The sequence below is a fragment of the Corynebacterium efficiens YS-314 genome (assembly GCF_000011305.1).
Lineage (GTDB): Bacteria > Actinomycetota > Actinomycetes > Mycobacteriales > Mycobacteriaceae > Corynebacterium > Corynebacterium efficiens.
In genome coordinates this window covers 2,846,182-2,872,452 of record NC_004369.1, presented here as the reverse complement: position 1 = coordinate 2,872,452, position 26,271 = coordinate 2,846,182, and the positions used below count along the sequence as shown (strand labels likewise).

Genomic DNA, 26,271 nt, shown 5'->3' with positions numbered 1-26,271 from the left:
CATTTGGCAATTCTGGCAGTTCTTTCCGGAATCGACATCCTCACCACATTCGTGGCCTATCTGCAGGGCCTGTTCAGTTAACAGACCCCCGACGAGAGAGTCCCCTTTATCCCCTCAATCCGCCTATGGAGCGGGCAGTGAGGGGGTAAAGGGGACTTTTGTGCTCTGCGGCCTAGACTGTGGCCCGGACTGCGGCCCGGGTCGGCCTATTTACGGATCACGCGGTGTAGGGCACGCCAGCCCAGGACCAGGATCGCGGAGGCGGTGGTGGCCACGACCATGAACGACCAGTGGGGGATCTCGCCATTGGTGATGCCCCAGAAGACCAGGCCGATGACCACGGCGAAGACCCATACGGACAGTCCGGCCGGCCGGATGAACTCGGCACGGGCCTTCAGCGGCAGGATGACCACCAGGTAGGCGAGGAACACACCGGCGAGGAAGGGGAGCATGGTGTTGAACCAGCCGGCGGCGGTGAGGGGCATCTCCTCGCTCTGGTGGGCGATGCGGGCGAACAGTGCGAAGAGTCCGATGGCGATCGCATCCAGGAGCAGGGCTAACCAACGGTTCACGTGAATTTACCTCTCAGGGGCTGGGGTCATGGGCGGCATCGGGGGCGGGCCGGTGCGCACCGGGTGGGTCTGTTTCCATGCTATCCCGTTTGGTTGATTCACTTTCCACGGCACGGTTGGCACGCAGTCCCCGGGGGGTGAAATACATAAAATAGATGACCCATCCGATCAGCGACATGAGGATGAAGGACAGTAACCGGTAGATGATGACCGCTCCCGCCGCATCCACGGCGGTCATTCCGGTGGCCACGAGCGTGGCGATGTAGGCGGCCTCCACGGGACCGACGCCACCGGGGGTCGCCTGGATGGAACCGACGATCTTCGCGGTGGTGTACGCCAGCACCACCCCGGCGAGTGAGGTGTTGTCCGGGCTCGCCTCGATCCAGGGGAGTTCCCCGGTGACGGCCCAGACGCAGAGCCAGAGGGATGCGGCGTCGAGAAGCCGGTTGAGCAGCGACCAGGTGGTGGCCGCGGCGAAGTTCCCGGCGCTGAGCGTCACGGTGCGCAGCTGGCTGATGTGTTCGACGAGCTTGTCGACGCCTGTTTCCACCGGCCTGCGCAACACCCGGTTGCTGCGGTGCAGTACGGCCCGACCGAGACTCTCCATCCGGTCGGGGTGGTTGGCACCCCAGTACACCAGGCCAGACAGGCCCACCATGAGCACGAAACTGGTCAGCAGGGACCACAGGTTGAGGGTGGCTCCCATGAAGAACACCGCCGATACCCCCAGGGCCACCAGCCACATGGTGGACAGGGCACTGGAGAGCACGAAGAACCAGGAACACAGGACTACGCTGGCACCCCAGGTGCGCTGCACCTGGAAGGTGAGGATCGCCGACAGGGCCGGCCCACCGGGGAAGGTGGCGGACCAGGAGTTGGAGGCGAAGGTCAGTGCGGTGGTGGCGGTGCGCGGTGGCCGGACACCCCCGGCCCGCAGGAGGATGCCCATCACCTCGGCCATGGCCACGAACGAGGCGATGAGCAGAAGCAGGGCGAGTCCCACGCTGAGTGGGTCGGCGTTCCGGATCTCACCGATGCCCCGGCGCAGGAACTCGAGATGATCCCGGAGGAAGAAGAGTATCGCACCGAGGATCAGCAGGGACAGGGCCCACCTGACCCAGGGGTTGCTGAACACTCCGCGCACGGTCACCGGGCCCCGCCTAGTCGCTGTCACCGGAGCGGCGTTTGTTCTCCAGGCGGGACATCAGTTCGGCGAAGGGCACCAGTTCCTCATCCTCGGCGGTGCTGCGCCCGCTGCGGGAGGCCACGGTCTCCTCCGCGGGCACGGCCTCGTGGATGGTGACCTCCTCACCCTCGTCGAGGGGACGGGTGGGGCCGGTGGGACCGGTTGTCTCCGGGCCGTCGGAGCCGTGACCCATGACTGCGTAGGCCTTCTTGATGAACCCGGGTGCCCACCAGTTGTCCTCGCGCAGCAGATGCATGACGGCGGGGACGAGCAGCATGCGGATGATGGTGGCATCGAGGATGAGGGCGGCGATCATGCCGAAGGCGATGTACTTCATCATCACGATCTCGGAGAACCCGAAGGCACCACAGACCACGATCATGATCAGGGCCGCCGCGGTGATGATGGAACCGGTGTGGGCGGTGCCGTAGCGGATCGCATCATCGGTGGAGGCCCCCTTGTCGCGGGCCTCCACCATCCGGGAGACCAGGAACACCTCATAGTCCGTGGACAGGCCGTAGATGATGGCCATGATCAGCACCAGCACCGGGCTCATCAGCGGGCCGGGGGAGAAGTTGAACAGGTCCGCGCCCACGCCGTCGACGAACATGAGGGTGAGGATGCCCAGGGTGGCACCCATGCCCAGGACGGTCATGATGATGGCCTTGGCCGGCAGGATCAGGGAACCGAACACCAGGGCCATGAGGATGAAGGTGGCCACCACGATGTAGAGCGCCATCCACGGCAGCTTCTCAAAGAGTGCCTCGATGGATTCGATCTCCATGGCGGGGGTGCCGCCGATGTAGACCTCAACACCCTCGGGCACGTCGATGGCCCGCAGCTGATCGATGACCGACTCATTCATGGACCGGTCGATGATGCCGGCGGAGAGCACGGTGGTGCCGTCGGTGGTGGCACCCGCACTGAACCTGTCGGTGAGGCCCTCGACCTCATTGGCCTGGACATAGATGTCGATGAGCTGGTTGTTGTCGGCGTTGGTGACCACCAGTTTCACCGGTTCGGTGCGGAAGGCGGCGAAGGAGTCATCGAAATCCTCCTGCGCCTGGCGGGTGTCATTGGTCGGTGGTAGGTAGGTTTCGTTGATGCCACCGAATTTCACCCCGACCAGGGGTACGGTCAGGCCGATGAGCACCAGCACGATGGCCGCGGTGACCAGTTTGGCGTTCTTCATCGCCCAGGACGGCACCTTGAACCAGATGGTGTCCTCCAGGCGTCGTGCGGTGCGCGACGTTCGGCGCAGACTCCACCTGTCGATGTTGGTGCCCAGCATGCCGAAGATCGACGGCAGGACCACCACGGACATCAGTGCGGCCAGACCCACCGCGGAGATGGCACCGAAGGCCACGGATTTCAGGAAGGCCTGGGGGAACACGAACAACCCCGACAGGGCCACGGCGACCATGGCGGCGGAGAACACCACCGTCTTGCCGGCGGTGGCCGTCGTGGTGGCTACCGCCTGGGGGATGGGGGAGCCCTTGTCCATCTCCTCGCGGAAACGCGAGACCATGAACAGGCCGTAGTCGATGGCCAGGCCCAGACCCAGAAGGGTGACCACGGACTGGGCGAAGACATTGACCTGGGTGATGTTCGCCAGGATCGACAGCACACCCAGGGAACCCAGGATGGAGAGCACACCGACGATCAGGGGCATGCCGGCGGCCACGACGGAACCGAAGACGAACAACAGCAGGATCGCCACGGCGGGCAGGGCGTAGACCTCGGCGCGGAGGATGTCGCCGGCCATGCCGTCGTCAAGCGCGTCGGCCACGGCGGTGGCACCCGCGACCTGGGTGGTCACACCACCCGGCAGCGACTCCGGCACGAGCTGATCCTCGATGGCGCGGAAATCCCTGAGGGTCTGCTCACCGTCACCCTCCAGACCGAGGGCGGCGAACGCCTGGGTGCCGTCCTCGCTGAGCAGGGAGGGGTTACGGGTGTCGAAGTAGCTGTTGATGTGGCTGACTTCGCCCGGATTATCCTCCCGCAGCCCCGTCAGGTGGTCGGAGACGGCGGAGAACACCTCCGGGTCGTCGAATGAGGTGCCCTCGGGGGCCGTGAACAGCAGGACCACATCACCGTTGTTGTCACGGCCGAAGGTCTCCATCTCGATCTGTGCCGCGGCGGTGGAGGAGGAGCCGGGGTCATCCCAGCCCTCCTGGCTCATCCGCTCACCCAGCTTGGTGCCGAACCCGAAGTAGAGAGCCAGAATGGCAGCGACGATGATCAGCGGGATGATACGCCTGTGGTTGTAGGCGAAGTGACCCCATCTCGAGAACACGGGTGGTTACTCCTGGGACTGGTTGCGGTTGGACAGAAGGGCGGTCAGTGGCCTGAACGGCTGCAGCCACGCACCGCCATCCGGCAGGTTGTCGAGGCTGACCCGTGGGAGCGGTTCGCGGAAGACACCGGCGATCTCCTCGAGATCGACGAATTCGATCGCCTCATGGGCCACGGCCCAGGAGGCGTGTTCGTGGAAACCGATGACGGTGGCGGGGATCCCGTCACCGGTCAGTTCCTCCAGGAGTTCACGGAAGTTCTGCCCGTCGGCGCTGGCGACCACCACGCCACGGAGGACACCCTCCTCGAAGCGGCGGCGGATGTGGGCGAGCATATCCTCATCCACATCGGAATCCTCGGTCAGCTTAGGCTTGGCGAACACCGCGAAACCGACATTGCGCAGGGCCTCGACCCAGGGGCGCACCACATCGGCACCGCCCGATGCGATGTTGGTGAACACGGTGGCCTCGGGCTCGATGCGCCGGCCTAGGTCATAGGCGAGGTCGTCGGCGCGGGCCAGCAGCCAGCGACCGATGGCGTCGAAACGCGGGCGGTACGCCGCGGTGGGGCGACCACCCAGGATCGCACCCAGTCCCATGTCCAGGTTGGGGGCGTCCCAGACGAGCAGGAGGTTCTCCGGGCCGGACTGGTCGGTGGGGGCGTAGCTGTGGACGGTGTCGTGTACGTCAGCCATTACTGCTTCTTCTGCCACAGGTACTCGTTGATGGTGTGATCCTTGTCCAGGCCCTTGCCTTCGAACTTGGTGATCACCTGACGGTCGGTAAGCTGCGGGCACTCCGGCCACGGCCATCCCTTGTACTCCAGCAGGGGTTCCACCTCGACGAGTTCATTGATCCACTCGGCGTAGTCGGCGTGATCGGTGGCCACATGCAGGACACCACCCGGCTTGAGCTTCTTCGCGATGAGGTTGAGCGGACCGGACTGGATGATGCGGCGCTTGTTGTGGCGTGCCTTGGGCCAGGGATCGGGGAAGAAGATACGCACCCCGTCGAGGGACCCATCGGCGAACATGCGGTTGAGCACCTCGATGCCGTCACCGCGCACCATGCGGATGTTGTCAATGCCACCGCGCACCACCGCACCCATGAGCTTGGCCAGACCGGGCTTGTACAGCTCGACGGCGATGATGTTGGTGTCAGCCTCCAGCGGGGCCATCGCGGCGGTGGAGGTTCCGGTGCCGGAACCGATCTCCACGATGGTCTTCGCACCGGTGCGACCGAACCAGGCATCGATGTCGATGAGTTCGTCCTCGAGGACCCGGCCTAGTTCAGGCCACTTCTCATTCCACATGGTCTGCTGGTTCTCGGTCAGGGTGCCACGGCGGAAGGTGACACTGCCCAGACGCGGGTAGTCGAGGTCGTCGTTGAATTCGGACTGGAGGGGACGGCCGGCCGGCAGTTCACCCAGTTCTTCTCGGGAATTATCAGAAATAGACATTGGTGATCATTTTTCCTGTTCAGTGGAGAAACTTCAATCTGCCACCTGTGTTGTTGAACAGGGGGACAGGCCGGGACACGCCGGGGGCAGAAGCGCGGTGGGTGTGTGGTGTGGAGCGGGGAAACGTCGACAAGCATCACCGACGGCGACCACCGGTCACCGCACGCAGCCTGCGGGCCATCCTGGCGATGATGGCCATCGTACCGCCGAGGGTGGCCACCCCGGCGTGGAAAAGAAGAATGACCAGGAGGAACACACTGATCTGGTCCAGCCACCCCAGGCCACTGGAGTCGGAGAGCCAGTGCACACCCAGGCACAGGGCACCCACGGGGAAGGTGCTGGCCCACCACGTCGGGCTGTAGCTGATCCCGCGCAGCGCGGCCTGGTAGTGGACCACCACCGCCGTCAGAGTGACCGGAATGGCCACCACGCACATGATGAATCCGTACGCGACCCCGGTACGCACCCATCCGGTGGCGGCCCCGAACAACTGCGCACAGGCCATCGACTGCCCCACGATGCCCAGCGGGATCCAGATCGTCGGTGCCGCCATCGGCTCCAGACGGTGGTGGCTGGCGCGCCGGGAACGGGGGCCGAGATAGTAGGCGTAAACCCGGGTGAAGACCACCGGGGCGGTCAGCAGGGTCAGGAGGAACGCGCCCATGGACAGCACCAGGATGAGGGTGGTCCATACCTCGTGTGCGCCGTCTGCCCCGGGTGCGCCGGAGACATCGGTGCCCACCAGCCAGTCATGGAACCGCATCCCCGCGGTGGCCGTCACCATCGGCGTGACCAGGGGCAGGCCCCAGGAGAAGGTGGGGGTCCCAGCCCGCCCGGTGATCAGCTGCCGCAGGTAGACCACGTAGGTGACCAGGCCCAGGACCCCACCGATCACGCAGCACCCGAAATGGAACCACCACACCGCGTCCCCGAGGGAGTCGGCCAGGATTGTCGAGGAGGCCGACCCCAGGGACACCAGTCCCAGGGAGACCATCGCCCACGCCGGCATGACCACGGGGGTGAACTTCGGGGAGCGATACACCAACCACCCGATGGTGATGATGATGGTGACGGCCCCCGCGATCAGCAACATCGCCCGCGCACCCGCTGCGAACCCGTGGATCTCCAGCAGTGCGGATGTCAGCGCCGTGCCCATGAGGGACCCCGCCCACGCCGGACCCGCCGGGGGCAGCACCGCGGTGTACCGGCGGCGGTTTTTCACATAACCGGGTACGCCACCGGGTACGCCCAGGGACTGCAGCGTGGACACCAGGGACGAGGACAGGGCAGACAGACGGGACGAAGTGGACACCCCCACAGATTAGGGGCCGTGCATAGCAGGAGGTAATAACGGTCCATCCCGTGGCAGCCGGGCGGCTGTCACCGGATCCGGTGACGACAGCCGCCCGGCATCCGTCCTGCAGCCGTTGCGCAGGTGGGAAAAGTGCGGTGTGATGGTGGCGGATCCGGGGTGTGGCCTGAGTCGTTGGGGGAAAGACCATGGTGGATGTGCCTGAGAACTTCCGGGCGGCCGCGGCATGGGCCGAGGGGCGTGCCTTCGGTGATATGGCCGGAATGGCCGTGCGTGAGGTGCTGAATGAATTGACCGGGCCTCCCCGCATCGGGGTGTGCACGGTGGATGCACCTGTCCGGGTGACGGTGCCCGGGGCGAGGATGGTGCACACCCACTGGCCCGCGGTGGGCTCCGGAACCGATGTGGTCCTGCTGATCCATGCCGGTGAGGTGCCCGGCCGGGTGCGTTCCCGCATGCGCGCCGGGCCCCAGGAATTCATACACATAGAAGATAAGGAACAGGCGGAGAATTACACGATCGGGGTTGCGCAGCTGCTGCGCATCCGGGAAAGGCTCCTGACCTGTGAACTCCGTGCCCTGGCGGTGAGGTTCCCGGAACTGTCGGGGCTGGCTGCGGATCCGGCGCTCCCGCCGGACCTGGGTGCACCCCGGGTGGTGGTGATCGGCCCGGATGCGGACCGGGTGGCGGAGGTCCGCGCCGTCCTGGCCGCGCAGGTGGAGGTGGTGACCTCGGCGGATGCGGACGTGGTGGTCGCGGTGCCGGGTGGGCGGGGTTTCCTGCTTGTCGACGCCCCGACCCTCCAGGACGCCTGGCGCCGCGTGGGGAGACTGGTCACCTTGTCGCCCCTGCCCGAGGGGGTATGCCCGCAGGCGGTGCCGGCGGGGTGGGATCTGGTGGACACCGTCCGTCGGGTGGCGCACCAGCCAGCCGGGTGGGACCTGCCTGCCGTCCCCGATGCCCGGTGGGCGCAGGCCGTGGAGAAAATGGAACGCAGGTGGCACCGGGAACGCCACCTGCAGGTGAGGGAGATGCGTCTGGCTGGTGACCGTCGCGGCATGCGGGAGTGGGCCACCCGCCACGGGTACGTACTGCCCGCGGAACCGGTCCTGACGGCCACGGATCTGGCGACGGGGTCCGGATGGATGCTGGGGATGTGCATCCTCCGGCCCGATGCCCTCCCCCTGGGCGTGGTGGCGCTGATTCTCTACCTGGTGCAGCGCCGCCGACGGATGGTGGCCAGGTGGTGGGACACCGTGCCCCATGCCCTGGAGCTGGATACAACCAGTGCGCGTCCGGGCACCGGCGGTGGGCCGGTGCGGTGGCTGCGGGGGCAGGTCAACCGGGCCGGATGGGGGAGGTGAGGGAGAGGTGGACATGTGGTGGTTTGGTGTCAGAGAGTTCCTCTCGGCGGTAACCGGGGTTCCGGGTGGGTTGGCACTTGAGATCGACGGGGAATTGGTGGAGATCGGGACTCCGGAGCAGGAGAGCGTGACCCACCCGCATGCTGCGGGATTGACCATCTACGCCGATCTGGATGGGGATGGGGTGGTTGATCATGTCACTGCGCATGATTACGCGGGAGGGTATGAGGTGTGGTCGCGTCAGTCCATGCCCGCTGACTGGGGATTACCTACCGACACTCCCGTCAACCCATCAAGTCTGTGGGGTCTGGAGTCCGAAGATACCCCTGTTCGGGGGCGAGGAATGACATCCAATGATCATATGATTGATGGGTGGATATGCATTGATAGGGGATAACGGCACTGGTCATGACAAATGTGGCCCGTGTCTCATTGAAGTTATTATCCTGTTCCCAGGCGGGCGGTTAATCTGATGGGCGAGTACTCAGTGAGTGACAAATTGTCTGGAGAAGTGATGACTACAGCTGCAATCCCGGGCCTGCAGGGCGAGGCACCTACGAATAATCAGGAACTGCTGAACTGGATCGCCGAGGCGGTCGAGCTGTTTCAGCCTGAGGCAGTTGTATTCGCTGACGGATCCCAAGAAGAGTGGGACCGCATGGCGGAGGAACTCGTCGAGGCAGGCACCCTCATCAGGCTGAATGAGGAGAAGCGCCCCAACAGCTTCCTTGCACGTTCCAACCCATCGGATGTCGCACGCGTCGAATCGCGTACCTTCATCTGCTCCGAGAACCAGGAGGATGCGGGCCCAACCAACAACTGGGCACCACCTCAGGCCATGAAGGAGGAGATGACCGAGGTCTACCGCGGTTCCATGAAGGGCCGCACCATGTACGTGGTTCCTTTCTGCATGGGTCCGATCACCGACCCGGAGCCCAAGCTCGGCGTTCAGCTGACCGACTCCGCCTACGTGGTCATGTCCATGCGCATCATGACCCGCATGGGTAAGGACGCCCTGGACAAGATCGGCGAGAACGGTTCCTTCGTCCGCTGTCTGCACTCCGTCGGCGCCCCCCTCGAGGAGGGCCAGGAGGACGTTGCATGGCCATGCAACGACACCAAGTACATCACCCAGTTCCCTGAGACCAAGGAGATCTGGTCCTACGGTTCCGGTTACGGCGGAAACGCCATCCTGGCCAAGAAGTGCTACGCCCTGCGTATCGCCTCCGTCATGGCACGGGAAGAGGGCTGGATGGCCGAGCACATGCTCATCCTCAAGCTCACCAACCCGGAGGGGCAGGCCTACCACATCGCCGCCGCGTTCCCGTCCGCCTGTGGCAAGACCAACCTCGCCATGATCACCCCGACCATCCCGGGCTGGAAGGCCGAGGTCGTCGGCGATGACATCGCATGGCTGAAGTTCCGCGAGGACGGCCACCTCTACGCCGTCAACCCGGAGAACGGCTTCTTCGGTGTCGCACCGGGCACCAACTACGCCTCCAACCCGATCGCCATGCAGACCATGGAACCGGGCAACACCCTGTTCACCAACGTCGCACTCACCGATGACGGTGACATCTGGTGGGAGGGCATGGACGGCGACGCTCCGGAGCACCTCATCGACTGGAAGGGCAACGACTGGACCCCCGAGTCCAACCAGCCCGCCGCACACCCGAACTCCCGCTACTGCGTGGCCATCGAGCAGTGCCCGACCGCCGCCCCCGAGTTCAACGACTGGAAGGGTGTCAAGGTCGACGCGATCCTCTTCGGTGGACGCCGCCCCGACACCGTTCCGCTGGTCACCCAGACCCACGACTGGGAGCACGGCACCATGGTCGGTGCCCTCCTGGCATCCGGTCAGACCGCAGCCTCCGCCGAGGCCAAGGTGGGCACCCTGCGCCACGACCCGATGGCCATGCTGCCCTTCATGGGTTACAACGCCGGTGAATACCTGCAGAACTGGATTGACATGGGCAACAAGGGCGGCGACAAGATGCCGTCCATCTTCCTGGTCAACTGGTTCCGCCGTGGCGAGGACGGCCGCTTCCTGTGGCCGGGCTTCGGCGAGAACTCCCGCGTGCTCAAGTGGGTCATCGACCGCATCGAGGGTCGCGTGGGCGCCGAGGAGACCGTGGTCGGCTACACCGCCCGCGCCGAGGACCTCGACCTGGAGGGCCTGGACACCCCGATCGAGGACATCCGCGAAGCCCTCACCGCACCCGCCGAGCAGTGGGCAGCCGATCTCGAGGACAATGCCGAGTACCTCACCTTCCTGGGCCCCAAGGTCCCAACCGAGGTCCACGAGCAGTTCGAGGCTCTGAAGAAGCGCATCCAGGCAGCACAGGCATCCTAATTACAGCCTGATTCGTCTTTTCCGTCACAACCCCATCCCCTCCCATAAGCGGAGCGGGTGGGGTTGTCGCGTTGTGCAGGGCACTGTCGGGGGGTATCCCACGGTGCCTCCCCCGGCCAAATACGACATCCCCCATGACCGGACGGGAAAAATATTCACCCTGGAAAATGCTGACAGCCCGAATGGGGGATCGGAAGGCGGATCTCTCCTACCCTGGGTATCCCCGCCGGCGTGGGGACGCGGAATGAGCAGCGCCTTCATATTGTTTCCCGCGCATGATTCCCGGGAGTCCCGGGGTTGTGTACGCCGGACTGGCTCTGCAATGCTCCTGAATGCTTCCTGTATAGGAAATGGGGGAAATCTTCGGATGTGGTGGGGGACATACACAGCTTGATGTTGGTCCCTACACTGGGCCCCGCAAGCATCCAGGCTGAGAGCCCAGAGGTTCGCGGACGACAGTCCACCAGTGACCTCATGGCCTGGGTGAATGAAACGAACACGAAAAGGAGCTTTTCATGGTTCAGCGCAACATTCACGATCTCGCCAATGCAACCGCCTACGACAGGAACGGCGACAAGCTGGGTTCCGTCAAGGAAGTTTATATCAATGATGCTAGCGGCCAGCCCGACTTCGTCGAGGTCGGTCACGGTCTCTTCGGCATGAGCTCCAGCGTGGTACCACTCCGTGGCCACCAGCTCGCCGGTGAGGAGCTGCGCCTGGCGTTCACCAAGGACCGCATCTCCGACGCGCCGGACTTCAACTCGGATGAGCACCTCTCCGAGAGTGACCAGCAGACCATCTACCGTCACTACGGACTTGAGAGCACCGACAATATCGAGACCTACGAATCCGATATCCGCGACCCCCAGCGTGATACTGCGGGTCTCGTTGGTGGTGGTGTCGGCGGTGGTGCCGGCGGTGCCGTTCATGACCGCGATCATGTCGATACCGTTGATGCCGCCGATGCCGTGACTCCCCACGCAGCCGATGGTGGCTCCATCACCCGCTCCGAGGAGCGACTCAACGTGGACAAGCAGCGTGTCGACGCCGGCCAGGTGCGTCTGCGCAAGTATGTCGTCCACGACACCGAGACTGTTGAGGTCCCGGTCCAGCGTGAAGAGGTTCGCGTGGAGCGCACCCCGATCGATGCCGACAGTGCGGCCGGGCACCGTGGCGGCGACCTCCACGATGAAGAGACCTCTGTGACCCTCTCTGAGGAGCGTGTCGTGGTCAACAAGGAGACTGTCCCGGTTGAGGAGGTTCGCCTCGAGAAGGAAACCGTCCGCGATACCGAGGTTGTCAGCGAGGATGTCGCCCGCGAGGAGATCGACGTCGATGGTGATGTCACCCGTGGCCGCGATGGGGATACCACCCTGCCCCCTCGCTAAAAAAACCGCTTCCCTCATTGAGGGCCCTGCCCGACCCGCCAAGTGGGTCGGGCAGGGCTCTTTTTGCATGCGGGTGGGAGGTGTAGAACCACCCCCTAAAGAGAGACTTCCGTACTAAGTGGTTCATGGAAGGGGGTAGATAGACGGCGCCCGAGTCCACCCCTTTCCCTTGCAGCCGGGCCCGCGAAAGAAGGCATCATTGCTCCCCTCTGAAGGGTTATTAAGTTGGTTTATCAAAATGTGACCTGATTCCCAGAATCCCAGCAAGGCAGTGTTATATCGCTGTGCGTCCAGCGGAGAAACAGGGTCATTGATTGGAAAAGGCTCATGAGGTGCACGTATGGTTTTCCGGGTCACTGCGGTTCGGGTGGGAGTCGGGGATTTACCCCGGAACCGGATCGCACAAGGGAAGGTAAGCACCAACAGGAATCCGTTTGGAAGAAGAGGTGATTCCTATGAATCACCTGCCGCGAACGACACGAGAGGCATTAGCTCGTGAGCCCCATAAAATTTCACAACAAAACTGAAAACAAACCCCGCCTGACTGTCGATGACGTCAACGTGGTACCCCCGAAGAAGCTGAAGCCCGCCATCGGCGGTTCCGTCGTCGGAAACTTCATGGAGTGGTATGACTTCGGTATCTACGGTTATCTCACCGTCACCATGACTGTCGTCTTCACCCAGGGACTGCCGACCGAATGGCAGCTTCTGGCGGTGATGTTCGGCTTCGCCGTCAGTTACCTGGTCCGCCCACTGGGAGGTTTTGTTCTCGGACCACTCGGCGACAAGATCGGCCGACAGAAGGTCCTCTACGTCACCATGGCGATGATGGCCATTGCCACCGCCCTGATCGGTCTGCTCCCCACCGCCGCCAGCATCGGCGGCTGGGCACTCATCCTGCTCTATGTGCTCAAACTCTTCCAGGGCTTTTCCACCGGTGGTGAATACGCCGGAGCCACCACCTACGTCTCCGAGTTCTCCCCGGACCGTCGCCGTGGCTACTACAGCTCCTTCCTCGACCTGGGGTCCTACACCGGTTTCGCCGCCGGAGCCACCGTCGTGGCCGTCACCACCTGGGTGACCACGCACTTCTGGGGTCCCACCGCCATGGAGGACTTCGGGTGGCGCATCCCCTTCCTCACCGCCATCCCCCTCGGCATCATCGCCGTCTACATCCGCACCCGCATCCCGGAGACCCCCGCCTTCGAGAACCAGGGCGAGGATGCCGATGGGCAGCCGGACAACCCGGAGGACCCGTACTCCCGTCTCAGCCTGCTCGGTGTGGTCCGCCACCACTGGCGCCCCCTGCTCATCGCCATCGCGATCGCCGCGGCCGCCAACACCGCCGGTTATGCACTGACCAGCTACATGCCGGTCTACCTGGAGACCCACATCGGAATGCACTCGGCATCCGCTGCCATGGTCACCGTTCCGGTGCTCATCATCATGGCGCTGTGTCTGCCGGCGGTGGGGAAGATCTCGGACCAGGTGGGCCGCAAACCGGTGTACTGGTTCGCCGTGGTGTTCACCCTCGTGATGATGGTGCCGGCCTTCATGATCATGAACACCGGCACCCTGTGGGGAGTCGTGATCGCGCTGTGCATCGTGGCGGTCTCAACCGGCACCTATGTCTCCCTGTCCGCCTCCGCGATCCCGGCGATGTTCCCCACCGCGTCGCGCTTTTCCGGGATGGGTATCTCCTACAACCTGGCGGTGTCGCTCTTCGGTGGCACCACCCCCCTGATCACCCAGTTCCTGCTGCAGCGCACCGGCCTGGATATCGTCCCGGCGCTCTACATCATGGCCTTCTCCGCTGTGGCGGCGATCGCCCTGCTGTTCATGCCGGAGACCGCCAAGCGCCCGCTGCCCGGTTCCTTCCCCACCGTGGAGACCAAGCAGGAGGCCAAGGAGATCGTGGCCAACCAGGATCGGGATCCCCTCATCGTCATCGAGCAGATGCCGTTCCCGGAGAACCGCGTTCCGGAACCCGCACGGGTCTGACCCCGAACAGTTGGAAAGCGCAGCACCTCCCGCAGGTCGCTGCGCTTTTCTATGTCTTCTCCAGCACCAGCACCAGGTTGCTCACCAGGAATTCCCGCAGGATCGGTACCTTCACCATCCACCATGCCCACCCCGGGTGGTAGCGGGGGAGGGCGGCGATCAGGCGGGCACCGTCCACCTCACGCCCCCAGGTGAGGCCCTCGGCGCAGGAGACATCGAACAGGGACTCCCCGAAGACATTCTTCGGTGGATGTCCGTGTTTACGCTCATAGCGTCGCCGGGCGAAGTGCCCGCCGACATAGTGCTCCCACAGTCCGGTTTCATGGCCGCCGAAGGGACCCAGCCAGATGGTGTAGCTCAGGATCACCACACCGCCGGGGCGGGTCACCCGCAGCATCTCCTCCCCCATGCGCCAGGGCTTGTCGACGTGTTCGGCCACGTTGCTGGAATACACCACATCGAAAATCGCATCCCCGAAGGGTAGGTCCATCCCGGATCCCCGCACCGACCCTGCGACATCGATGCCGGCGGCCGACATCTCACCCACATCCGGTTCCACGGACAGGTAGGTCGCGCCCCGCCTATGGAAGGCCTCGGCGAAGTACCCCGGGCCACCACCGACATCGAGGATCAGCTGGCCGTCGAGGGCTGATGTCCCGGAGGGGCCCCGGATGTCGGTGAGGAGAGCGTCGACAAGCTCGGCGGTGTCCGTGGCCACGTTGCCGTAGAAGATGTCGGGCCGCGTCTGCTCGAAGCGGAAATCACGCAGCAGACCGACGGCGCGCCGGAGGGTGGCGAAGCGGCGTGTGCGCGGCAGTTTCAACTGCGGGTCCAACCAAGGTCACTGATGTCCTCACCGTTCATCCAGCGCAGGATGGTGTTGATCGCCTGGTCAACATCGGCGACGATCGTCTTGTGCTCCGTGCCACCCTCGCCGTACTCCATGGTCCAGCCGTCGAGCTCGGTGAAGCTGCGGGCCTGGATGAAGTGGGATTCATCAGCCGGGTCCTCCAGGTCGAAGCGGGTGATGACGATGAAGTCCTCATCATCGCGCATGGCCTTCATCAGCGGTTCCAGGCCGAGGCGGGAGGCACCTATGCGGGCATCATCATCCCCGCGCATCTTGATGGTGAAGTCCACATCCTCATCACCGAACCTCAGGGTCTGATCCCCGTGGCGCATCCCCAGGCCCTCTGCAAGTGCCACATCATCGAGCCAGCCCAAGGCGTCATTGACCAGGTAGTCCTCAACGGTGACCGTGACATTTGCCGCCGTGGCGACGAAACCGGCGTCGATGTCGTCGAGGAACGTGATCTGGTCCTCCCGGGCCAGGTCCACCAGGGTGGCGCGCACCTGGGTGGGACTCAACCCGGTCGGGGAGAACAGGGTGATGGTGGTGGCGGGATTATCCGGTCGCGAGAACTTCTGGGAACCTGATGATGTCATGGTCCCTATTATGGCGCGGCGCCCCCACCGGGGACAGCACCAGGTCGCACCGCCAGTTCAGAGATCCTCACGGCCATGCACGTCCTGCAGGGCGGACCCGTTGCTGAACTGGCTGTCGGTGATCACACTGATCTTGCCGTTGGATTCCAACACCACCGCCCTGATCTGGGACAGGTCCCCGCCACCTGAGGCGCGGACAGCCTGTCTGATCTCGGATTCGGTCAGTCGGTTGCGGTGCATCGCCTCGTGCCTGATCTTGCCGTTGGCCAGCAACAACTCCGGATCACCGGTGATGATAGTGCGGGTTCCGGGCCACCGGGACGAGATGGAGGCCACACTGAACTGCAGGCCCCCCAACAATGCCAGCGCCGTGATGCCCTCGGCGAGGGAGAGAGTCGAATCGAGCAGCACCGAGGCCAGAATTGAACCCAGGGCGACGGTGACCACGAAGTCGAAGACATTGAGCTGACTCAGGGTGCGCTTGCCGGCGAGCCGGAGCAGGATGACCAGGGCGGTGTAGGACGCCGCTCCGACCAGGACAATGCGCACCACATCATCCCAGGAATCGAACCACATGTGAAGACCTCCTGGCTGGGGTAGTCGGATGGTGACACCAGGCTACCGTTGCCCCGGGCGTTGTGGGTACTGTCCGCCTCATATGAACCTCATATGCAAAATGTCGGCTTCATATGAAAGAAAAAAAGTTCATATGAAGCCGGAAACTTTCATATGAAGTGGAACCAGTCAGCAGTGAGAAGAATCCTCGATGAGATGCGCGATTTCGGCGATGATTTCACACTCATAGAGGTGAAGACCGCCCGTGACCAGGTTCCCCAGAACCTTCCCGAAACCACCTGCGCGTTCGCGAATATGCCCGATGGGGGGGACCATCATCCTGGGGGTGAATCAACATGCTGGTTTCGCTGTCACCGGAGTGACTGATCCCGCGGAGATGATACAGGCGGTGGTGGCACAAACACGCCAGGCCGTGGATCCTGCACCCGAGATCAACCCGTACACCATCGAGATTGACGGGAAGTCGGTGGTAGTCGCGGAGGTGGTGCCCCTGTTGCCCAACCTGAAACCCGCAACTTACCAGGGGCGGGCCTATCTGCGTCAGGCTGATGGTGACTATGTGATGAATGCCAACGATCTGCACATGGTGCAGGTTGCTGGACTGCACCATTCCCAGCATCACCGGTATGACCTGATACCGGTGGAGGGGACTGGTATCGGGGATCTGGATGACACCCTTGTGCAGCAATATCTCACCCGTGTGAGGGCGACCAGTAGCAGGTTGCGCTCCGTGGAAGATGATGCGGACCTGCTCCGTCTGACGGGCATCATCGACCACGATGGTGTGGCGACCGTGGCGGGGCTTTATGGGCTTGGCTTCTACCCACAGGGTCGGCTACCCGCCCTGGGCGTGACCGCCGCTGTCCGATTACCGCGGGATGGCAGTGGCGTGCGCACGCAGAACCTCGAGCACTTCGACGGTCCTCTTCCCGCTCTGCTGGAGTCCGTCGTGGAGTGGGTATCCAGGAATATCAGCATGAGCCAGGTGTACCGACCTGATGGAAATATGGAAAAGCGTCCAGAATTTCCCCTGAATGCGGTGCGTGAGATCGTAGCCAATGCACTGGTCCACCGGGATCTCGGCCCGGATTCCCTCGGTGTGGGAAAGAAGGTGGAGATCAGGCTCAGCCCTGAGGCCTTGGTGGTGGTGAACCCGGGGGGACTCCGAGGGGTGTCAGTCGACCAACTCACCAGCGCCGAGTTGTCCAAGGCCGCTGTGAATCAGCGACTCTATGAGGCCTCCAAGTTCCTGACAACGCAGGATGGCGCGAGCGTTATTGAGGGTGAGGGAATCCGCGAGACCCTGGCTTCCATGAGGGATGCGGATCTTCACCGGCCCCGCTTCATTGATACGGGTGTCCAATTCAAGGTGATCCTCCGGCGGGGACCAGTTTTCACCCCGGAGGACAGGGCACATCTGAACGCACTCGCCCAGGGTGAGGTGCTCACCCATATGCAGAAGGTGCTTGTTCTGGGGTTGGCGCGGGACGAGGAGTGGACGATCACCCGGATGTGTTCAGAATTTTCCCCGTTGACACGCAGTGAGGCTCTGGCTCAGGTGGATGGACTCACGGCACGAGGCCTGGTGAAAGTGGAATCTGACCATCTCACCTGGACCGGACGCAGAAGAACAGACAACCCCACCCCCAATCCGGATGAGCGTGGTCGGGAGAACCAGACACAGTTACGGGGTCTGCCCGGTTCCTCCCAGCGGAGCACGAGGGTCACCAAGAATGGCCCTGTCATTCTGGACGCCCTCCGCCACGCTGGGAACCAGACTGTGGGCGAACTGGTCTCCCGCACCGCGTTGACGGACGGACAGGTCCGCTATGCACTGGCGGTCCTGGTGGATGCCGGATCGGTGGTGATGCACGGCCAGCAGGGCAGCCACGCCACCACCTACTCCGTCCCCGACTGATCTAACCACCACCAGCCACCGTGCAGATTTCCCGCACCCCCACCACGGAACTAAGCTGGATAACCCTATGAAGATCCTTCTGCTGTGCTGGCGTGAATCCACCCATCCCCAGGGTGGCGGTAGTGAACGCTATCTGGAACGGGTGGGGGAGTATCTGGCCAGGCAGGGCCATGAGGTGGTCTACCGCACGGCGGGGCACACCGATGCGCCGCGGCGTACCATGCGCAACGGGGTGCGTTATTCCCTCAGTGGGGGGAAGTTCACGGTCTACCCGAAGGCGTGGGCGGCGATGATGCTGGGCCGGGTGGGCCTGGGGACCTTCCGTGGGGTGGATGTGGTGGTGGACACCCAGAACGGTATCCCGTTCTTCGGGCGGTTCTTCTCCGGGAGGCCGACGGTCCTGCTCACACACCATTGTCACCGGGAGCAGTGGCCGGTCGTCGGCAGGCTGCTGGCACCGGTGGGGTGGTTCCTGGAGAGCCGGGTGGCACCGCGGGCCTACCGCAATGCGCCGTATGTCACGGTGTCGGGGCCCAGCCGGGATGAGCTGGTGGAACTGGGGGTGGATGCCGGGCGGATCCATCTGATCCGCAATGGGCTGGATCCGGTCCCGGAGCATATTCCGCGCCTGGATGAGGGGGGTATCCATCTGGTCACCCTGTCGCGCCTGGTGCCCCATAAGCAGATCGAGCATGCGATGGATGTGGTGGCCGCGGTGGAGGGCATCCACCTGGATGTGGTGGGTAGTGGCTGGTGGGAGGATCAGTTGCGGGAGTATGCCCATGAGCTGGGTGTGGAGGACCGCATCACCTTCCACGGACAGGTCGCCGAGGATCATAAACATGCCCTGTTGCGCCGCGCGGTGATCCACCTCATGCCCTCACGGAAGGAGGGGTGGGGGCTGGCGGTGGTGGAGGCCGCTCAGCACGGCGTGCCCACCATCGGGTACCGCAGTTCCGGTGGCCTGCGCGATTCCATCATCGACGGCCGGACCGGGGTGCTGGTGGATTCCAAGGCCGAGCTGATCGCCGCGGTACGCCGCCTGCTTATCGACGCCCCCTTCCGCACCGACCTCGGCCGGCGCGCCGCCGAGCGGGCCGGTTCCTTCTCCTGGGACACCGCGGGTGAGCAGTTCGAGGAGCTGCTGTCAGCGCTGGCGCCTGCGGATAAAAACCAGTCCGAACGGCAGCAGTAACCAGAACACCGTCAGCCCCAGGCCGAGGTGGAAACGCCAGCCACGCTGGGGTCCGGCGCCGGTCTCCACCACGTTGTCCCCATCGATGACGACCCCGACCCCCAGCTCGCGCAGACGGTCGAGATCGTGGTGGGACCAGGCGTCGACAGCCGCGGTCCAGCGGGGGCTGGGTGGGTCGGTGATGATCCCGTCGACACGCAGCTCGCCGGACTCCACCAGTGACACGGCCTTGGCGCGGGGGTCGACCACGGGCAGGCCGTCGTCGCGAAGCACGAGGGTGGGTGCGCCGATGATGAGGACGTCGCGCCCGGCGGCGAGTTCAGCCAGCCCAGCGGTGTTGCCTGACGACGGCCGCAGCACCTGCACCTCCCGCGGCGCATCCGGGATCTGCAGCAGCGCGAGCACCACCGCCGCCCATTGCAGCGGTCTGTTGAGCCCGGCGGCCATGGACACATAGGCGGGGATGGCCAGCATGAGCAGCTTCTGGGAGTCGCGGAACAGACCCGCGCCGGGGACGTGGACGACCAGCCAGGAGGTGAATCCGGGCAGCGCCCAGGTGGCCAGACACGCGGCCAGCCCGATGGCACCGAGGCCGAGCAGCACCGGGGGACAGTTGCGCACACCGGCCAGCAGCACCACGAACAACACCACCCCGGCCACGGCGAAACCCGTCTCGCGCGAGGCGGGCACAGCCCCGGCGTTCCAGATCCCACCCAGACCCAGCACCGTGCCGATGGTGCCCACACCTGCCTCCGCGCGCACCGCAAAGGCCTGCGCACCACCCGAGGTGGGCGTGCTCAGCAGCGCCGGCACCAGCCACGGCAACCACGCCAGCAGTGCGAACACAGCCGTCAGGATGCGTCGGCGCGACGTGGCCACCGCCACCACAGCGGCGGCCACCGCACCGGTGGGTGTCAGCGACGCCGCCCACATGGCCACGATCTGGGCGCGTGGATGCGCCCGCAGCGCCACCACCAGCGGCAACAACCACGCCGCCAGCACCAGGGACCAGTGGCCCTGCAGCAGACGCTCCACCACGAACGGGTTGTAGAGGGCCACCGTCACCGCCGCGAACTGCGCCCGCCCCAGCTGCATCGCCCCCCATGCGCCGGCCAGGCCAGCGGCCACCAACAGGACACGAACCACCCAGCTCACGGGGATCAGACCGGGAAGTGCGAGCAGCGCCAACACCCCATCCTGCGGCGCATTGCGCGAGGGCAGATCACCGAACCCCAGCGCGCCGAGGGTGAGCGCGGGATCATCCACCACCGCCATGTCACGCAGCAGCAGTTCACCCGGCGCGGCCAGTGGCCACAACAGGGACCCCAGCAGCAGGCTCACCCATGCCCATAGGAGAATCTGCCTGGCGGTTTTCCTGGTTGGGGGCATGATTACCTGCGGATTCGGAAGATCCCGGTCCGGAACAGGCCGATGCCGATGAGCACGAGACCGGCGACCTTGGCGCCGAAGGCGAGCACGTCCGCCGCCAGCAGGGTGGTTTTCACCTCATCCGCGTACGCCATCAGGGTGTCGCGGGTGTCTTGGGTGTAGGTGAAGTCCACCTCGCGGTCGCCGTCCGGTTCGTGGAAGATCATCGACTCCTGCTTGCCGATGATGATCCCGGATTCCCGCTCCACCTCAATGGTGCGTTCCACCGAGTAGTTCAACTGGTCATCCACCGGCTGGAAACGCCGGTTCTGGTGGAAGGTGTAGATATCACCGTCACGCCCGACATAGTCCACCGGTTCGGCATCACCGAGGGTGATGTCGTAGAACTGGTAGGAGTTGCGCAGGGTGTTGGCGGGGAAGAAATAGTGCAGTCCCTCGCGGATCTCACCGGAATGATCCGCTGGTGACCCCGTCAGGGAGGCGGTGGGGTCGAGTACGGGGAAACGGGAGTGGCCGATGAGGGTGACCTGGTCCAGGATCTCAGCGACCACCTCGCCCTCCGGATCCTCAACGGTCTGTTCCACCCGCACGGCGATCTCATCCACCTCCGCGGTGGGTGCGGTGGTCAGGTGCTCGGTCCGGGTGTATCCCTGGGGACTGTCACTGACGATCACCACATCCAGGTCCGTGGGCAGGGTGCGTGCCTGTCCCTGCATATACGGTGGGACGGTGAAGGCGAACACGAGCAGCGCCACACCAATGACCATCAGGATGGCGGCTGATTTCCTCATCCGCAGACCCCTTGCAACCCCATCCGTTTCAACCCCATCCGCTAGGCTCACAACTTACAAACATGTCTCATCAATCCTACGCAGCCCCGTCGGCGACGGGCTTCATCAGTTCACTCGAGGGGCTGCGCGCCATCGCGGCCCTCGGGGTGTTGACCACCCATGTCGCCTTCCAGACGGGAATGGACCCCGCCGGGACGATCGGGAGTATCCTGGCGCGTTTCGATTTCTTCGTGGCTGTCTTCTTCGCCCTCTCCGCGTTCCTGTTGTGGCGCAGGCGGGGACACCAGCCGGCGGGCAGGTACTACCTCAAACGTGCAGCCAGGATCCTGCCGGCCTACTGGGTGACGGTGGTGTCGGTGCTGTTGTTCATCCCCACCGGCCCGTGGCTGGCCAACCTGACCATGACCCAGATCTATGTGGCGGGGGGCCTGATGACCGGCCTGACCCACCTGTGGTCCCTGTGCGTGGAGGTCGCGTTCTACCTGGTCCTGCCGTTGGTGGCGGTGGCGCTGGATCGTTTTGGCCGCCGTGCCCGCGTGCTCTGGATCATAGGCGCGGCGGTGCTGAGCCTGGGGTGGGCGTATCTGCCGGTGGTGGAGACCTCCCTCGACCAGGGTCTGCCCAACATGCAGATCTGGCCGCCGGCCTATGTGTGCTGGTTCGCGGTGGGCATGCTCGCCGCCGAGTTCGAGGGGGTGCGCTTTCCACGCGTGCCCACCGGGGTCTGGTGGGCCCTGAGCTTGACGACGGCCTGGATCGCCGGCCAGGAATGGTTCGGCCCGCTGGGCCTCACGCACCCCACCCCGGGTGAATTCGTGCTGCGCATCCTGGCGGGCACGGCCTTCGCCGCCTTCATTGTGGTGCCCTATGCCCTGGGTTCGCACTCCCGGCTGCTCAACACCGGATGGATGCGGGCGCTGGGTAAATGGTCCTACTCGATCTTCCTCTGGCACCTGCCGGTGCTCACCATCGTGTTCCCGCTGCTGGGGCTGGATCTGTTCAGTGGTGATTTCCTGCTGGTCCTTCTTGCCACCACCGTGATCACCCTGCCTGTCGCGGCGGTGAGTTACACGCTCATCGAGGAACCCGTGATGAGGTGGGTGGGCAGCTGGCCCGCACGGACCAGGACACAGCAGGCTCTAGTGACTGGCGCCACACCGGAGTAGCATATCCGTTAATAGGGATGGGCTCCGGCAGCTGCGGTGTGATGGCGGTGCTCTTCCCCTGGAGAGGTCACCCGATGAGGAGAAGCGTGTCATGAGCATCAGAATCCAACAACCCCAGCCCCATGACATCGTCTCCGATGTCATCCAGATCGCGGGCGTGGCGGGCGGGGCCTTCGAGGCCTCCTACAACTATGTGGTCACCGAGGGCCATGATGAGGTGCGCGGGCATTTCATGGCCGGTGACGGCGTGGGTGGGCACGGGCAGTTCCAGATCACCGCGGACGTGTCCGGGGCGGCCTTCAAACATGTGGTGGCCTATGTGGAGGTGTTCCACACCTCCGCCAGGGATGGCTCCCGCCTCGATCTCACCGTGGTTCCGGTGATCCTCGGTGATGCCATCGTGCCCGGTTATGCCGGGTACCTGGAGCACGCGGTGAGGAGCGGGGAGACCCTCTGGGCGATTGCCCGGCAGCACTACGGCAACGGCAGTCTCTACCACCGGCTGGTGGCCGCAAACCCGGCCATCACCAACCCGAATCTCATCCGCCCGGGTGATGTGATCAGGGTGCCGCGGGCGGAATGATCACCTGTGGTCGTGCACGTGCGTGCCGCCCAGGTGGTGCAGCAGGCTATGGGTGCGGGGATCGGTCAGGCTGTAGCGGACCTCCCGGCCGACCTTGGTGCGGGTGACCGTGCCGGCATCGGTGAGGTGGATCAACGCAGCTGACGCGGTGGGCACCCGCACGCCCGCGGCCTCGGCGAGTTCGGAGACCGTCGCCACGCCGGGGCCGCAGTAGTGCATGGCCAGGAGCAGGCGCAGGCGCGTCGGGTCGCCCAGGATCTTGAAGGCCGGGGCCCACTCATCCGCGAGGTGGACCGGGGGTTCATGGGTGGGGGTCACGACAGTGTCCTTCGCTTCTCGGGCTGTTCCATAGTCAAACGGGTGATTGAGTGTTAGCATCGAAACATGCTACCTATGTTACGGTCGCGCCCGGGGGAAACCAAGGGTGACCAGGATGCGCTCGGGTTCACCGCCAGGCGTCGACACGCTCTGGGGTGGTGTGCGGCACTGACCTGTGCGCTGGTGGGCACGATGGTCGCAGGCATCATCGCCGGGCCGGTGGCTATCTCGGTGACCGATTCGGTCCGGATCCTCGGCCACCACCTGCTGGGCATGGGGCTGGTTGATCAGACACAGGTGGCGCAGGATGCGATCGTCTGGGAGATCCGGGTGCCCCGCGTGCTGCTGGGCGCGGCAGTCGGGGCCGGATTGGCACTGGCCGGGGTGATCCTGCAGGCCCTGGTGCGCAACATGCTCGCCGACCCCTATGTCCTCGGCGTGAACTCCGGGGCCAGCGTCGGTGCCGCAGCAGCCGTCCTCTTCGGTGCGGGCGCCGGATTCGGCGACTACGCCCTGCAGGGCAGTGCCTTCTTCGGGGCGCTGGTCGCCTCCCTCCTCGTCTTCTTCATCGCCCGTGGCGCAGGCCGGTTGACCTCCACGAGGTTGCTCATGTCCGGTGTCGCGGTCGGGTACGCGCTCTCCGCGGCCACCAGTTTCCTGGTCTTCGCCTCCGACTCGGCGGAAGGCGCACGTTCCGTGATGTTCTGGCTGCTCGGCTCACTGGGCCTGGCCACCTGGAACGGCCCACTGGCGGTCATCATCGTGGTGGTCAGCTCGGTTGCTGCGATGCTGATGATCTGGGGTCGGCATCTCGACGCCCTGGCCGCGGGGGATGAGACGGCCCTGACCCTGGGCATCAACCCGGACCGCTTCCGACTGGTTCTCCTCGTGATGTCCTGCCTGCTGGTCGGGGTCATCGTGGCCATGGCCGGATCCATCGGCTTCATCGGCCTGGTGGTTCCGCACCTGGCGCGCCGGATCGTCGGTGGTGCCCACCGTGCGGTACTGCCCGTCGCCGCGCTGCTCGGTTCCATCCTCCTGATATGGGCGGATATCCTCGCCCGCACCGTCCTCGCCCCCCAGGAGATGCCCATCGGCATCATCACCGCCCTGGTGGGAGCCCCCTTCCTGCTCATCCTGGTCCGGCGCATGCGGACCTCGGCATAACACCTCTGGAGACGATCACCCATGACCAACCATATCCGCCTGGCCACAGCTCTCGGGGCGATCACGGTCCTGCTGTCCGTCACCGGCTGCTCAACCGCCGGGGATGCTGAGGTGCAACCCACGAATACAGCCGACACCATCAGTGTGGACAACTGTGGGGATACCGTCACCTTCGCCGGAGTCCCCCAACGGGTGACCCTGCTGGACAACCCCGCGGTGTCCACCCTGGCGGCGCTGGGGGTGCTTGACCGGGTCACCGCCAAGGCGGGGTTGTACCCCACCGAGTACTACAGGGAGGAGGTGGCCACCCAACTGGATCAGATCCCCACCCTCACCGACCAGGTGGATGCCACCGGCCACCTGCAGATCGCGCGGGAAACAGTCGTGGCCACCACCCCGGACCTGGTCATCGGTTCCTCCGATACCGTCAACCGCCAGACCCTCAGGCCCAATGGCATCCCCCTGCTGGACGAACCGGCCTTCTGCGGGTCCCTCGACGGCGAGGTCACCTTTGATGATGCCTGGGACCAGGTGGAGCTCTATGGCACGGTCTTCGGGAAGGAGGATGTCGCAGCCGGGTACATCGCTGAGTTGGAAGACCGCGTCGAGGCGGTGATGAAGGCGGTGCCGGGTGATGAGGAGCGTACCGTCGCCGTGTTATTCCCCACCCCGGGTTCCCCGGCCACCTACGCCTATGGCACCGGTTCCATGTCCCATCCGCTGGTCACGGCCGCGGGCCTGGAGAATGTCTTCGCCGATGAAACCGAGCGTGTCTTCGAGGTCACCGCGGAGGAACTCATCAGCCGCAACCCTGATGTCATCATCGCCCTGCACACCGACAGCAAAGTCGACGCCATCCGCACAGCCGCCCGGGAGCTGCCCGGCGCGGAGGCCCTCACCGCGGTGCGTGACGACGCCATCCTCCCCATGCTGCTCAGCTACGCCGAACCACCGGGCCCGCTGGCGGTCGATGGCCTGGAGCAGCTGGCGGGTTACCTCGAGGAGACCCGATGATCCACGGTGACAGGGTCAGCTTCTCCTACGGCCGCACCGTGGTGGTGGATGGGGTGAGCATCTCGATCCCCGACCAGGGCACGGTGGGACTGGTCGGCCCCAACGGCAGTGGCAAAACCACCCTGTTGCGCACCCTCTATGGTTCCCTGCAACCGGGCGGGGGAGCAGTCACGGTGAACAACACTCCCCTTCACAAGGTGCCCCGCAAGAAGCTGGCACGCACCCTGGCCGTGGTGGCCCAGGAGCATGTCTCGGACCTGCCGATGGTGGTGGCTGACCTGGTCATGCTCGGCCGGATGCCACACCAGGGCCTGGCCTCACGGGCTTCTCTGCAGGATGAATGCCTGGTTGCCGACGCCCTGGCGCAGGTGGGCGTGGCGCACCTGGCGGGGCGGAACTTCACGGACCTGTCCGGCGGTGAACGGCAACGCGTCCTCATCGCCCGCGCACTGGTGCAGGACGCCACCCATATCCTGCTGGATGAACCCACCAACCACCTGGACATCCGTTACCAACATGAGGTGCTCGGTTTCCTGGCGGAACTGCCCACCAGCTGTGTCGTGGTCCTCCATGATCTCAACCTGGCCGCCCACTACTGCGACCACGTCCTCATCCTGCAGGACGGGAAGGTGGTTGCCCAGGGCCCTCCCGCCGAGGTGTTCACCCCGGAGATCCTCGAACCCGTCTATCGGATTCCGGTGCGACGCATCGACCTCGACGGGCAGATGCATCTGATCTTCCGGCCCGCCTCCCGGATGGCCCCGACCCCCTGATGT

General features: G+C 64.7%; 23 protein-coding genes. 11 read left to right on the top strand and 12 right to left on the bottom strand.

Features of this window, described 5'->3' with window-relative positions; all coding sequences use genetic code 11:
- Nucleotides 1-206: 206 nt before the first annotated feature.
- The 6 genes from CE_RS13365 to CE_RS13340 form a co-directional block, all read right to left on the bottom strand.
- On the bottom strand, nt 207-572 hold the full coding sequence (locus CE_RS13365; RefSeq protein WP_006768933.1) for a DUF3054 domain-containing protein: 366 nt from the start codon (nt 570-572) through the stop codon (nt 207-209).
- 13 nt (nt 573-585) lie between these two features.
- Nucleotides 586-1,716: a TIGR00374 family protein gene (locus CE_RS13360; protein WP_049783659.1), complete on the bottom strand. Its 1,131-nt coding sequence runs from the start codon at nt 1,714-1,716 to the stop codon at nt 586-588.
- A gap of 16 nt (nt 1,717-1,732) precedes the next feature.
- The gene (locus CE_RS13355) at nt 1,733-4,057 is read right to left on the bottom strand and encodes an MMPL family transporter (protein ID WP_006768935.1); all 2,325 of its coding nucleotides are present in this window, start codon (nt 4,055-4,057) and stop codon (nt 1,733-1,735) included.
- Nucleotides 4,058-4,063: 6 nt separating this feature from the next.
- On the bottom strand, nt 4,064-4,750 hold the full coding sequence (locus tag CE_RS13350; RefSeq protein ID WP_006768936.1) for an NYN domain-containing protein: 687 nt from the start codon (nt 4,748-4,750) through the stop codon (nt 4,064-4,066).
- Entirely contained in the window at nt 4,750-5,514 is a 765-nt protein-coding gene (trmB, locus tag CE_RS13345) for a tRNA (guanosine(46)-N7)-methyltransferase TrmB (RefSeq protein WP_006768937.1), read from the bottom strand. Before trmB ends, CE_RS13350 begins: the two co-directional genes overlap by 1 nt.
- 136 nt (nt 5,515-5,650) lie before the next feature.
- Nucleotides 5,651-6,826 carry a TDT family transporter gene (locus CE_RS13340; RefSeq protein ID WP_231295104.1) on the bottom strand — a complete coding sequence of 392 codons (1,176 nt, stop codon included), beginning with the start codon at nt 6,824-6,826 and terminating at the stop codon, nt 5,651-5,653.
- A gap of 188 nt (nt 6,827-7,014) precedes the next feature.
- Here CE_RS13340 and CE_RS13335 point away from each other — a divergent pair, with 188 nt between their 5' ends.
- The 4 genes from CE_RS13335 to CE_RS13315 all read left to right on the top strand — a co-directional run bounded on the left by CE_RS13335 (nt 7,015) and on the right by CE_RS13315 (nt 13,932).
- A complete protein-coding gene (locus tag CE_RS13335; RefSeq protein ID WP_006768939.1) occupies nt 7,015-8,190 on the top strand; it encodes a hypothetical protein in 1,176 nt (391 codons plus the stop codon).
- Between the two features lie 514 nt (nt 8,191-8,704).
- Nucleotides 8,705-10,543, top strand: a complete 1,839-nt coding sequence (locus CE_RS13325) for a phosphoenolpyruvate carboxykinase (GTP) (protein WP_035109279.1) — start codon at nt 8,705-8,707, stop codon at nt 10,541-10,543.
- A gap of 515 nt (nt 10,544-11,058) precedes the next feature.
- Nucleotides 11,059-11,931, top strand: coding sequence for a DUF2382 domain-containing protein (locus CE_RS13320; protein ID WP_006768943.1), 873 nt, complete (start codon nt 11,059-11,061; stop codon nt 11,929-11,931).
- A 495-nt stretch (nt 11,932-12,426) separates the two neighbouring features.
- A complete protein-coding gene (locus CE_RS13315) occupies nt 12,427-13,932 on the top strand; it encodes an MFS transporter (protein ID WP_006768944.1) in 1,506 nt (501 codons plus the stop codon).
- Between the two features lie 49 nt (nt 13,933-13,981).
- Here the strand turns inward: CE_RS13315 and CE_RS13310 are convergent, their stop codons facing one another.
- The 3 genes from CE_RS13310 to CE_RS13300 are packed head-to-tail and all read right to left on the bottom strand — an operon-like array spanning nt 13,982 to nt 15,954.
- Nucleotides 13,982-14,755: a class I SAM-dependent methyltransferase gene (locus CE_RS13310; protein ID WP_231295106.1), complete on the bottom strand. Its 774-nt coding sequence runs from the start codon at nt 14,753-14,755 to the stop codon at nt 13,982-13,984.
- Nucleotides 14,752-15,378, bottom strand: coding sequence for a hypothetical protein (locus CE_RS13305; protein ID WP_006768946.1), 627 nt, complete (start codon nt 15,376-15,378; stop codon nt 14,752-14,754). Before CE_RS13305 ends, CE_RS13310 begins: the two co-directional genes overlap by 4 nt.
- Before the next feature lie 57 nt (nt 15,379-15,435).
- Nucleotides 15,436-15,954, bottom strand: coding sequence for a DUF421 domain-containing protein (locus CE_RS13300; RefSeq protein WP_006768947.1), 519 nt, complete (start codon nt 15,952-15,954; stop codon nt 15,436-15,438).
- Between the two features lie 325 nt (nt 15,955-16,279).
- On the opposite strand from CE_RS13300, the gene CE_RS13295 reads away from it, so the two are divergent.
- The gene (locus CE_RS13295) at nt 16,280-17,872 is read left to right on the top strand and encodes an ATP-binding protein (protein WP_162096724.1); all 1,593 of its coding nucleotides are present in this window, start codon (nt 16,280-16,282) and stop codon (nt 17,870-17,872) included.
- Between the two features lie 67 nt (nt 17,873-17,939).
- Nucleotides 17,940-19,067 carry a glycosyltransferase family 4 protein gene (locus tag CE_RS13290; protein ID WP_006768949.1) on the top strand — a complete coding sequence of 376 codons (1,128 nt, stop codon included), beginning with the start codon at nt 17,940-17,942 and terminating at the stop codon, nt 19,065-19,067.
- Here CE_RS13290 and CE_RS13285 read toward each other — a convergent pair.
- Both CE_RS13285 and CE_RS13280 read right to left on the bottom strand, forming a co-directional pair.
- The gene (locus CE_RS13285) at nt 19,020-20,456 is read right to left on the bottom strand and encodes a hypothetical protein (RefSeq protein ID WP_011076040.1); all 1,437 of its coding nucleotides are present in this window, start codon (nt 20,454-20,456) and stop codon (nt 19,020-19,022) included. The two genes, CE_RS13290 and CE_RS13285, sit on opposite strands and share 48 nt — an antisense overlap.
- A gap of 2 nt (nt 20,457-20,458) precedes the next feature.
- Nucleotides 20,459-21,247, bottom strand: a complete 789-nt coding sequence (locus CE_RS13280; RefSeq protein WP_006768952.1) for a porin PorA family protein — start codon at nt 21,245-21,247, stop codon at nt 20,459-20,461.
- Nucleotides 21,248-21,309: 62 nt separating this feature from the next.
- On the opposite strand from CE_RS13280, the gene CE_RS13275 reads away from it, so the two are divergent.
- Both CE_RS13275 and CE_RS13270 read left to right on the top strand, forming a co-directional pair.
- Nucleotides 21,310-22,413 (top strand): acyltransferase family protein, encoded by a 1,104-nt coding sequence (locus CE_RS13275; protein WP_006768953.1) that lies wholly within the window; start codon nt 21,310-21,312, stop codon nt 22,411-22,413.
- Nucleotides 22,414-22,504: 91 nt separating this feature from the next.
- Complete coding sequence (locus CE_RS13270) at nt 22,505-22,996, top strand: Gmad2 immunoglobulin-like domain-containing protein (RefSeq protein ID WP_006768954.1); 492 nt, start codon at nt 22,505-22,507, stop codon at nt 22,994-22,996.
- Here CE_RS13270 and CE_RS13265 read toward each other — a convergent pair whose 3' ends face one another.
- Nucleotides 22,997-23,374, bottom strand: a complete 378-nt coding sequence (locus CE_RS13265; protein ID WP_006768955.1) for an ArsR/SmtB family transcription factor — start codon at nt 23,372-23,374, stop codon at nt 22,997-22,999.
- Between the two features lie 15 nt (nt 23,375-23,389).
- Between CE_RS13265 and CE_RS13260 the strand changes: the two genes are divergently transcribed.
- The 3 genes from CE_RS13260 to CE_RS13250 are packed head-to-tail and all read left to right on the top strand — an operon-like array spanning nt 23,390 to nt 26,268.
- The gene (locus CE_RS13260; RefSeq protein ID WP_006768956.1) at nt 23,390-24,481 is read left to right on the top strand and encodes a FecCD family ABC transporter permease; all 1,092 of its coding nucleotides are present in this window, start codon (nt 23,390-23,392) and stop codon (nt 24,479-24,481) included.
- A gap of 21 nt (nt 24,482-24,502) precedes the next feature.
- The gene (locus tag CE_RS13255) at nt 24,503-25,495 is read left to right on the top strand and encodes an ABC transporter substrate-binding protein (protein WP_006768957.1); all 993 of its coding nucleotides are present in this window, start codon (nt 24,503-24,505) and stop codon (nt 25,493-25,495) included.
- A complete protein-coding gene (locus tag CE_RS13250; RefSeq protein WP_006768958.1) occupies nt 25,492-26,268 on the top strand; it encodes an ABC transporter ATP-binding protein in 777 nt (258 codons plus the stop codon). Before CE_RS13255 ends, CE_RS13250 begins: the two co-directional genes overlap by 4 nt.
- Nucleotides 26,269-26,271: the final 3 nt, after the last annotated feature.

Bases quoted from the DNA above. Each gene is read 5' to 3' on its own strand.
- CE_RS13320 (WP_006768943.1), top strand. From the start codon at position 11,059: ATGGTTCAGCGCAACATTCACGATCTCGCCAATGCAACCGCCTACGAC.
- CE_RS13335 (WP_006768939.1), top strand. From the start codon at position 7,015: ATGGTGGATGTGCCTGAGAACTTCCGGGCGGCCGCGGCATGGGCCGAG.
- CE_RS13250 (WP_006768958.1), top strand. From the start codon at position 25,492: ATGATCCACGGTGACAGGGTCAGCTTCTCCTACGGCCGCACCGTGGTG.
- CE_RS13325 (WP_035109279.1), top strand. From the start codon at position 8,705: ATGACTACAGCTGCAATCCCGGGCCTGCAGGGCGAGGCACCTACGAAT.
- CE_RS13350 (WP_006768936.1), bottom strand. From the start codon at position 4,750: ATGGCTGACGTACACGACACCGTCCACAGCTACGCCCCCACCGACCAG.
- CE_RS13300 (WP_006768947.1), bottom strand. From the start codon at position 15,954: ATGTGGTTCGATTCCTGGGATGATGTGGTGCGCATTGTCCTGGTCGGA.
- CE_RS13270 (WP_006768954.1), top strand. From the start codon at position 22,505: ATGAGCATCAGAATCCAACAACCCCAGCCCCATGACATCGTCTCCGAT.
- CE_RS13305 (WP_006768946.1), bottom strand. From the start codon at position 15,378: ATGACATCATCAGGTTCCCAGAAGTTCTCGCGACCGGATAATCCCGCC.
- CE_RS13255 (WP_006768957.1), top strand. From the start codon at position 24,503: ATGACCAACCATATCCGCCTGGCCACAGCTCTCGGGGCGATCACGGTC.
- CE_RS13290 (WP_006768949.1), top strand. From the start codon at position 17,940: ATGAAGATCCTTCTGCTGTGCTGGCGTGAATCCACCCATCCCCAGGGT.
- CE_RS13285 (WP_011076040.1), bottom strand. From the start codon at position 20,456: ATGCCCCCAACCAGGAAAACCGCCAGGCAGATTCTCCTATGGGCATGG.
- CE_RS13275 (WP_006768953.1), top strand. From the start codon at position 21,310: ATGTCTCATCAATCCTACGCAGCCCCGTCGGCGACGGGCTTCATCAGT.
- CE_RS13265 (WP_006768955.1), bottom strand. From the start codon at position 23,374: ATGCTAACACTCAATCACCCGTTTGACTATGGAACAGCCCGAGAAGCG.
- CE_RS13280 (WP_006768952.1), bottom strand. From the start codon at position 21,247: ATGAGGAAATCAGCCGCCATCCTGATGGTCATTGGTGTGGCGCTGCTC.
- CE_RS13260 (WP_006768956.1), top strand. From the start codon at position 23,390: ATGTTACGGTCGCGCCCGGGGGAAACCAAGGGTGACCAGGATGCGCTC.
- trmB (WP_006768937.1), bottom strand. From the start codon at position 5,514: ATGTCTATTTCTGATAATTCCCGAGAAGAACTGGGTGAACTGCCGGCC.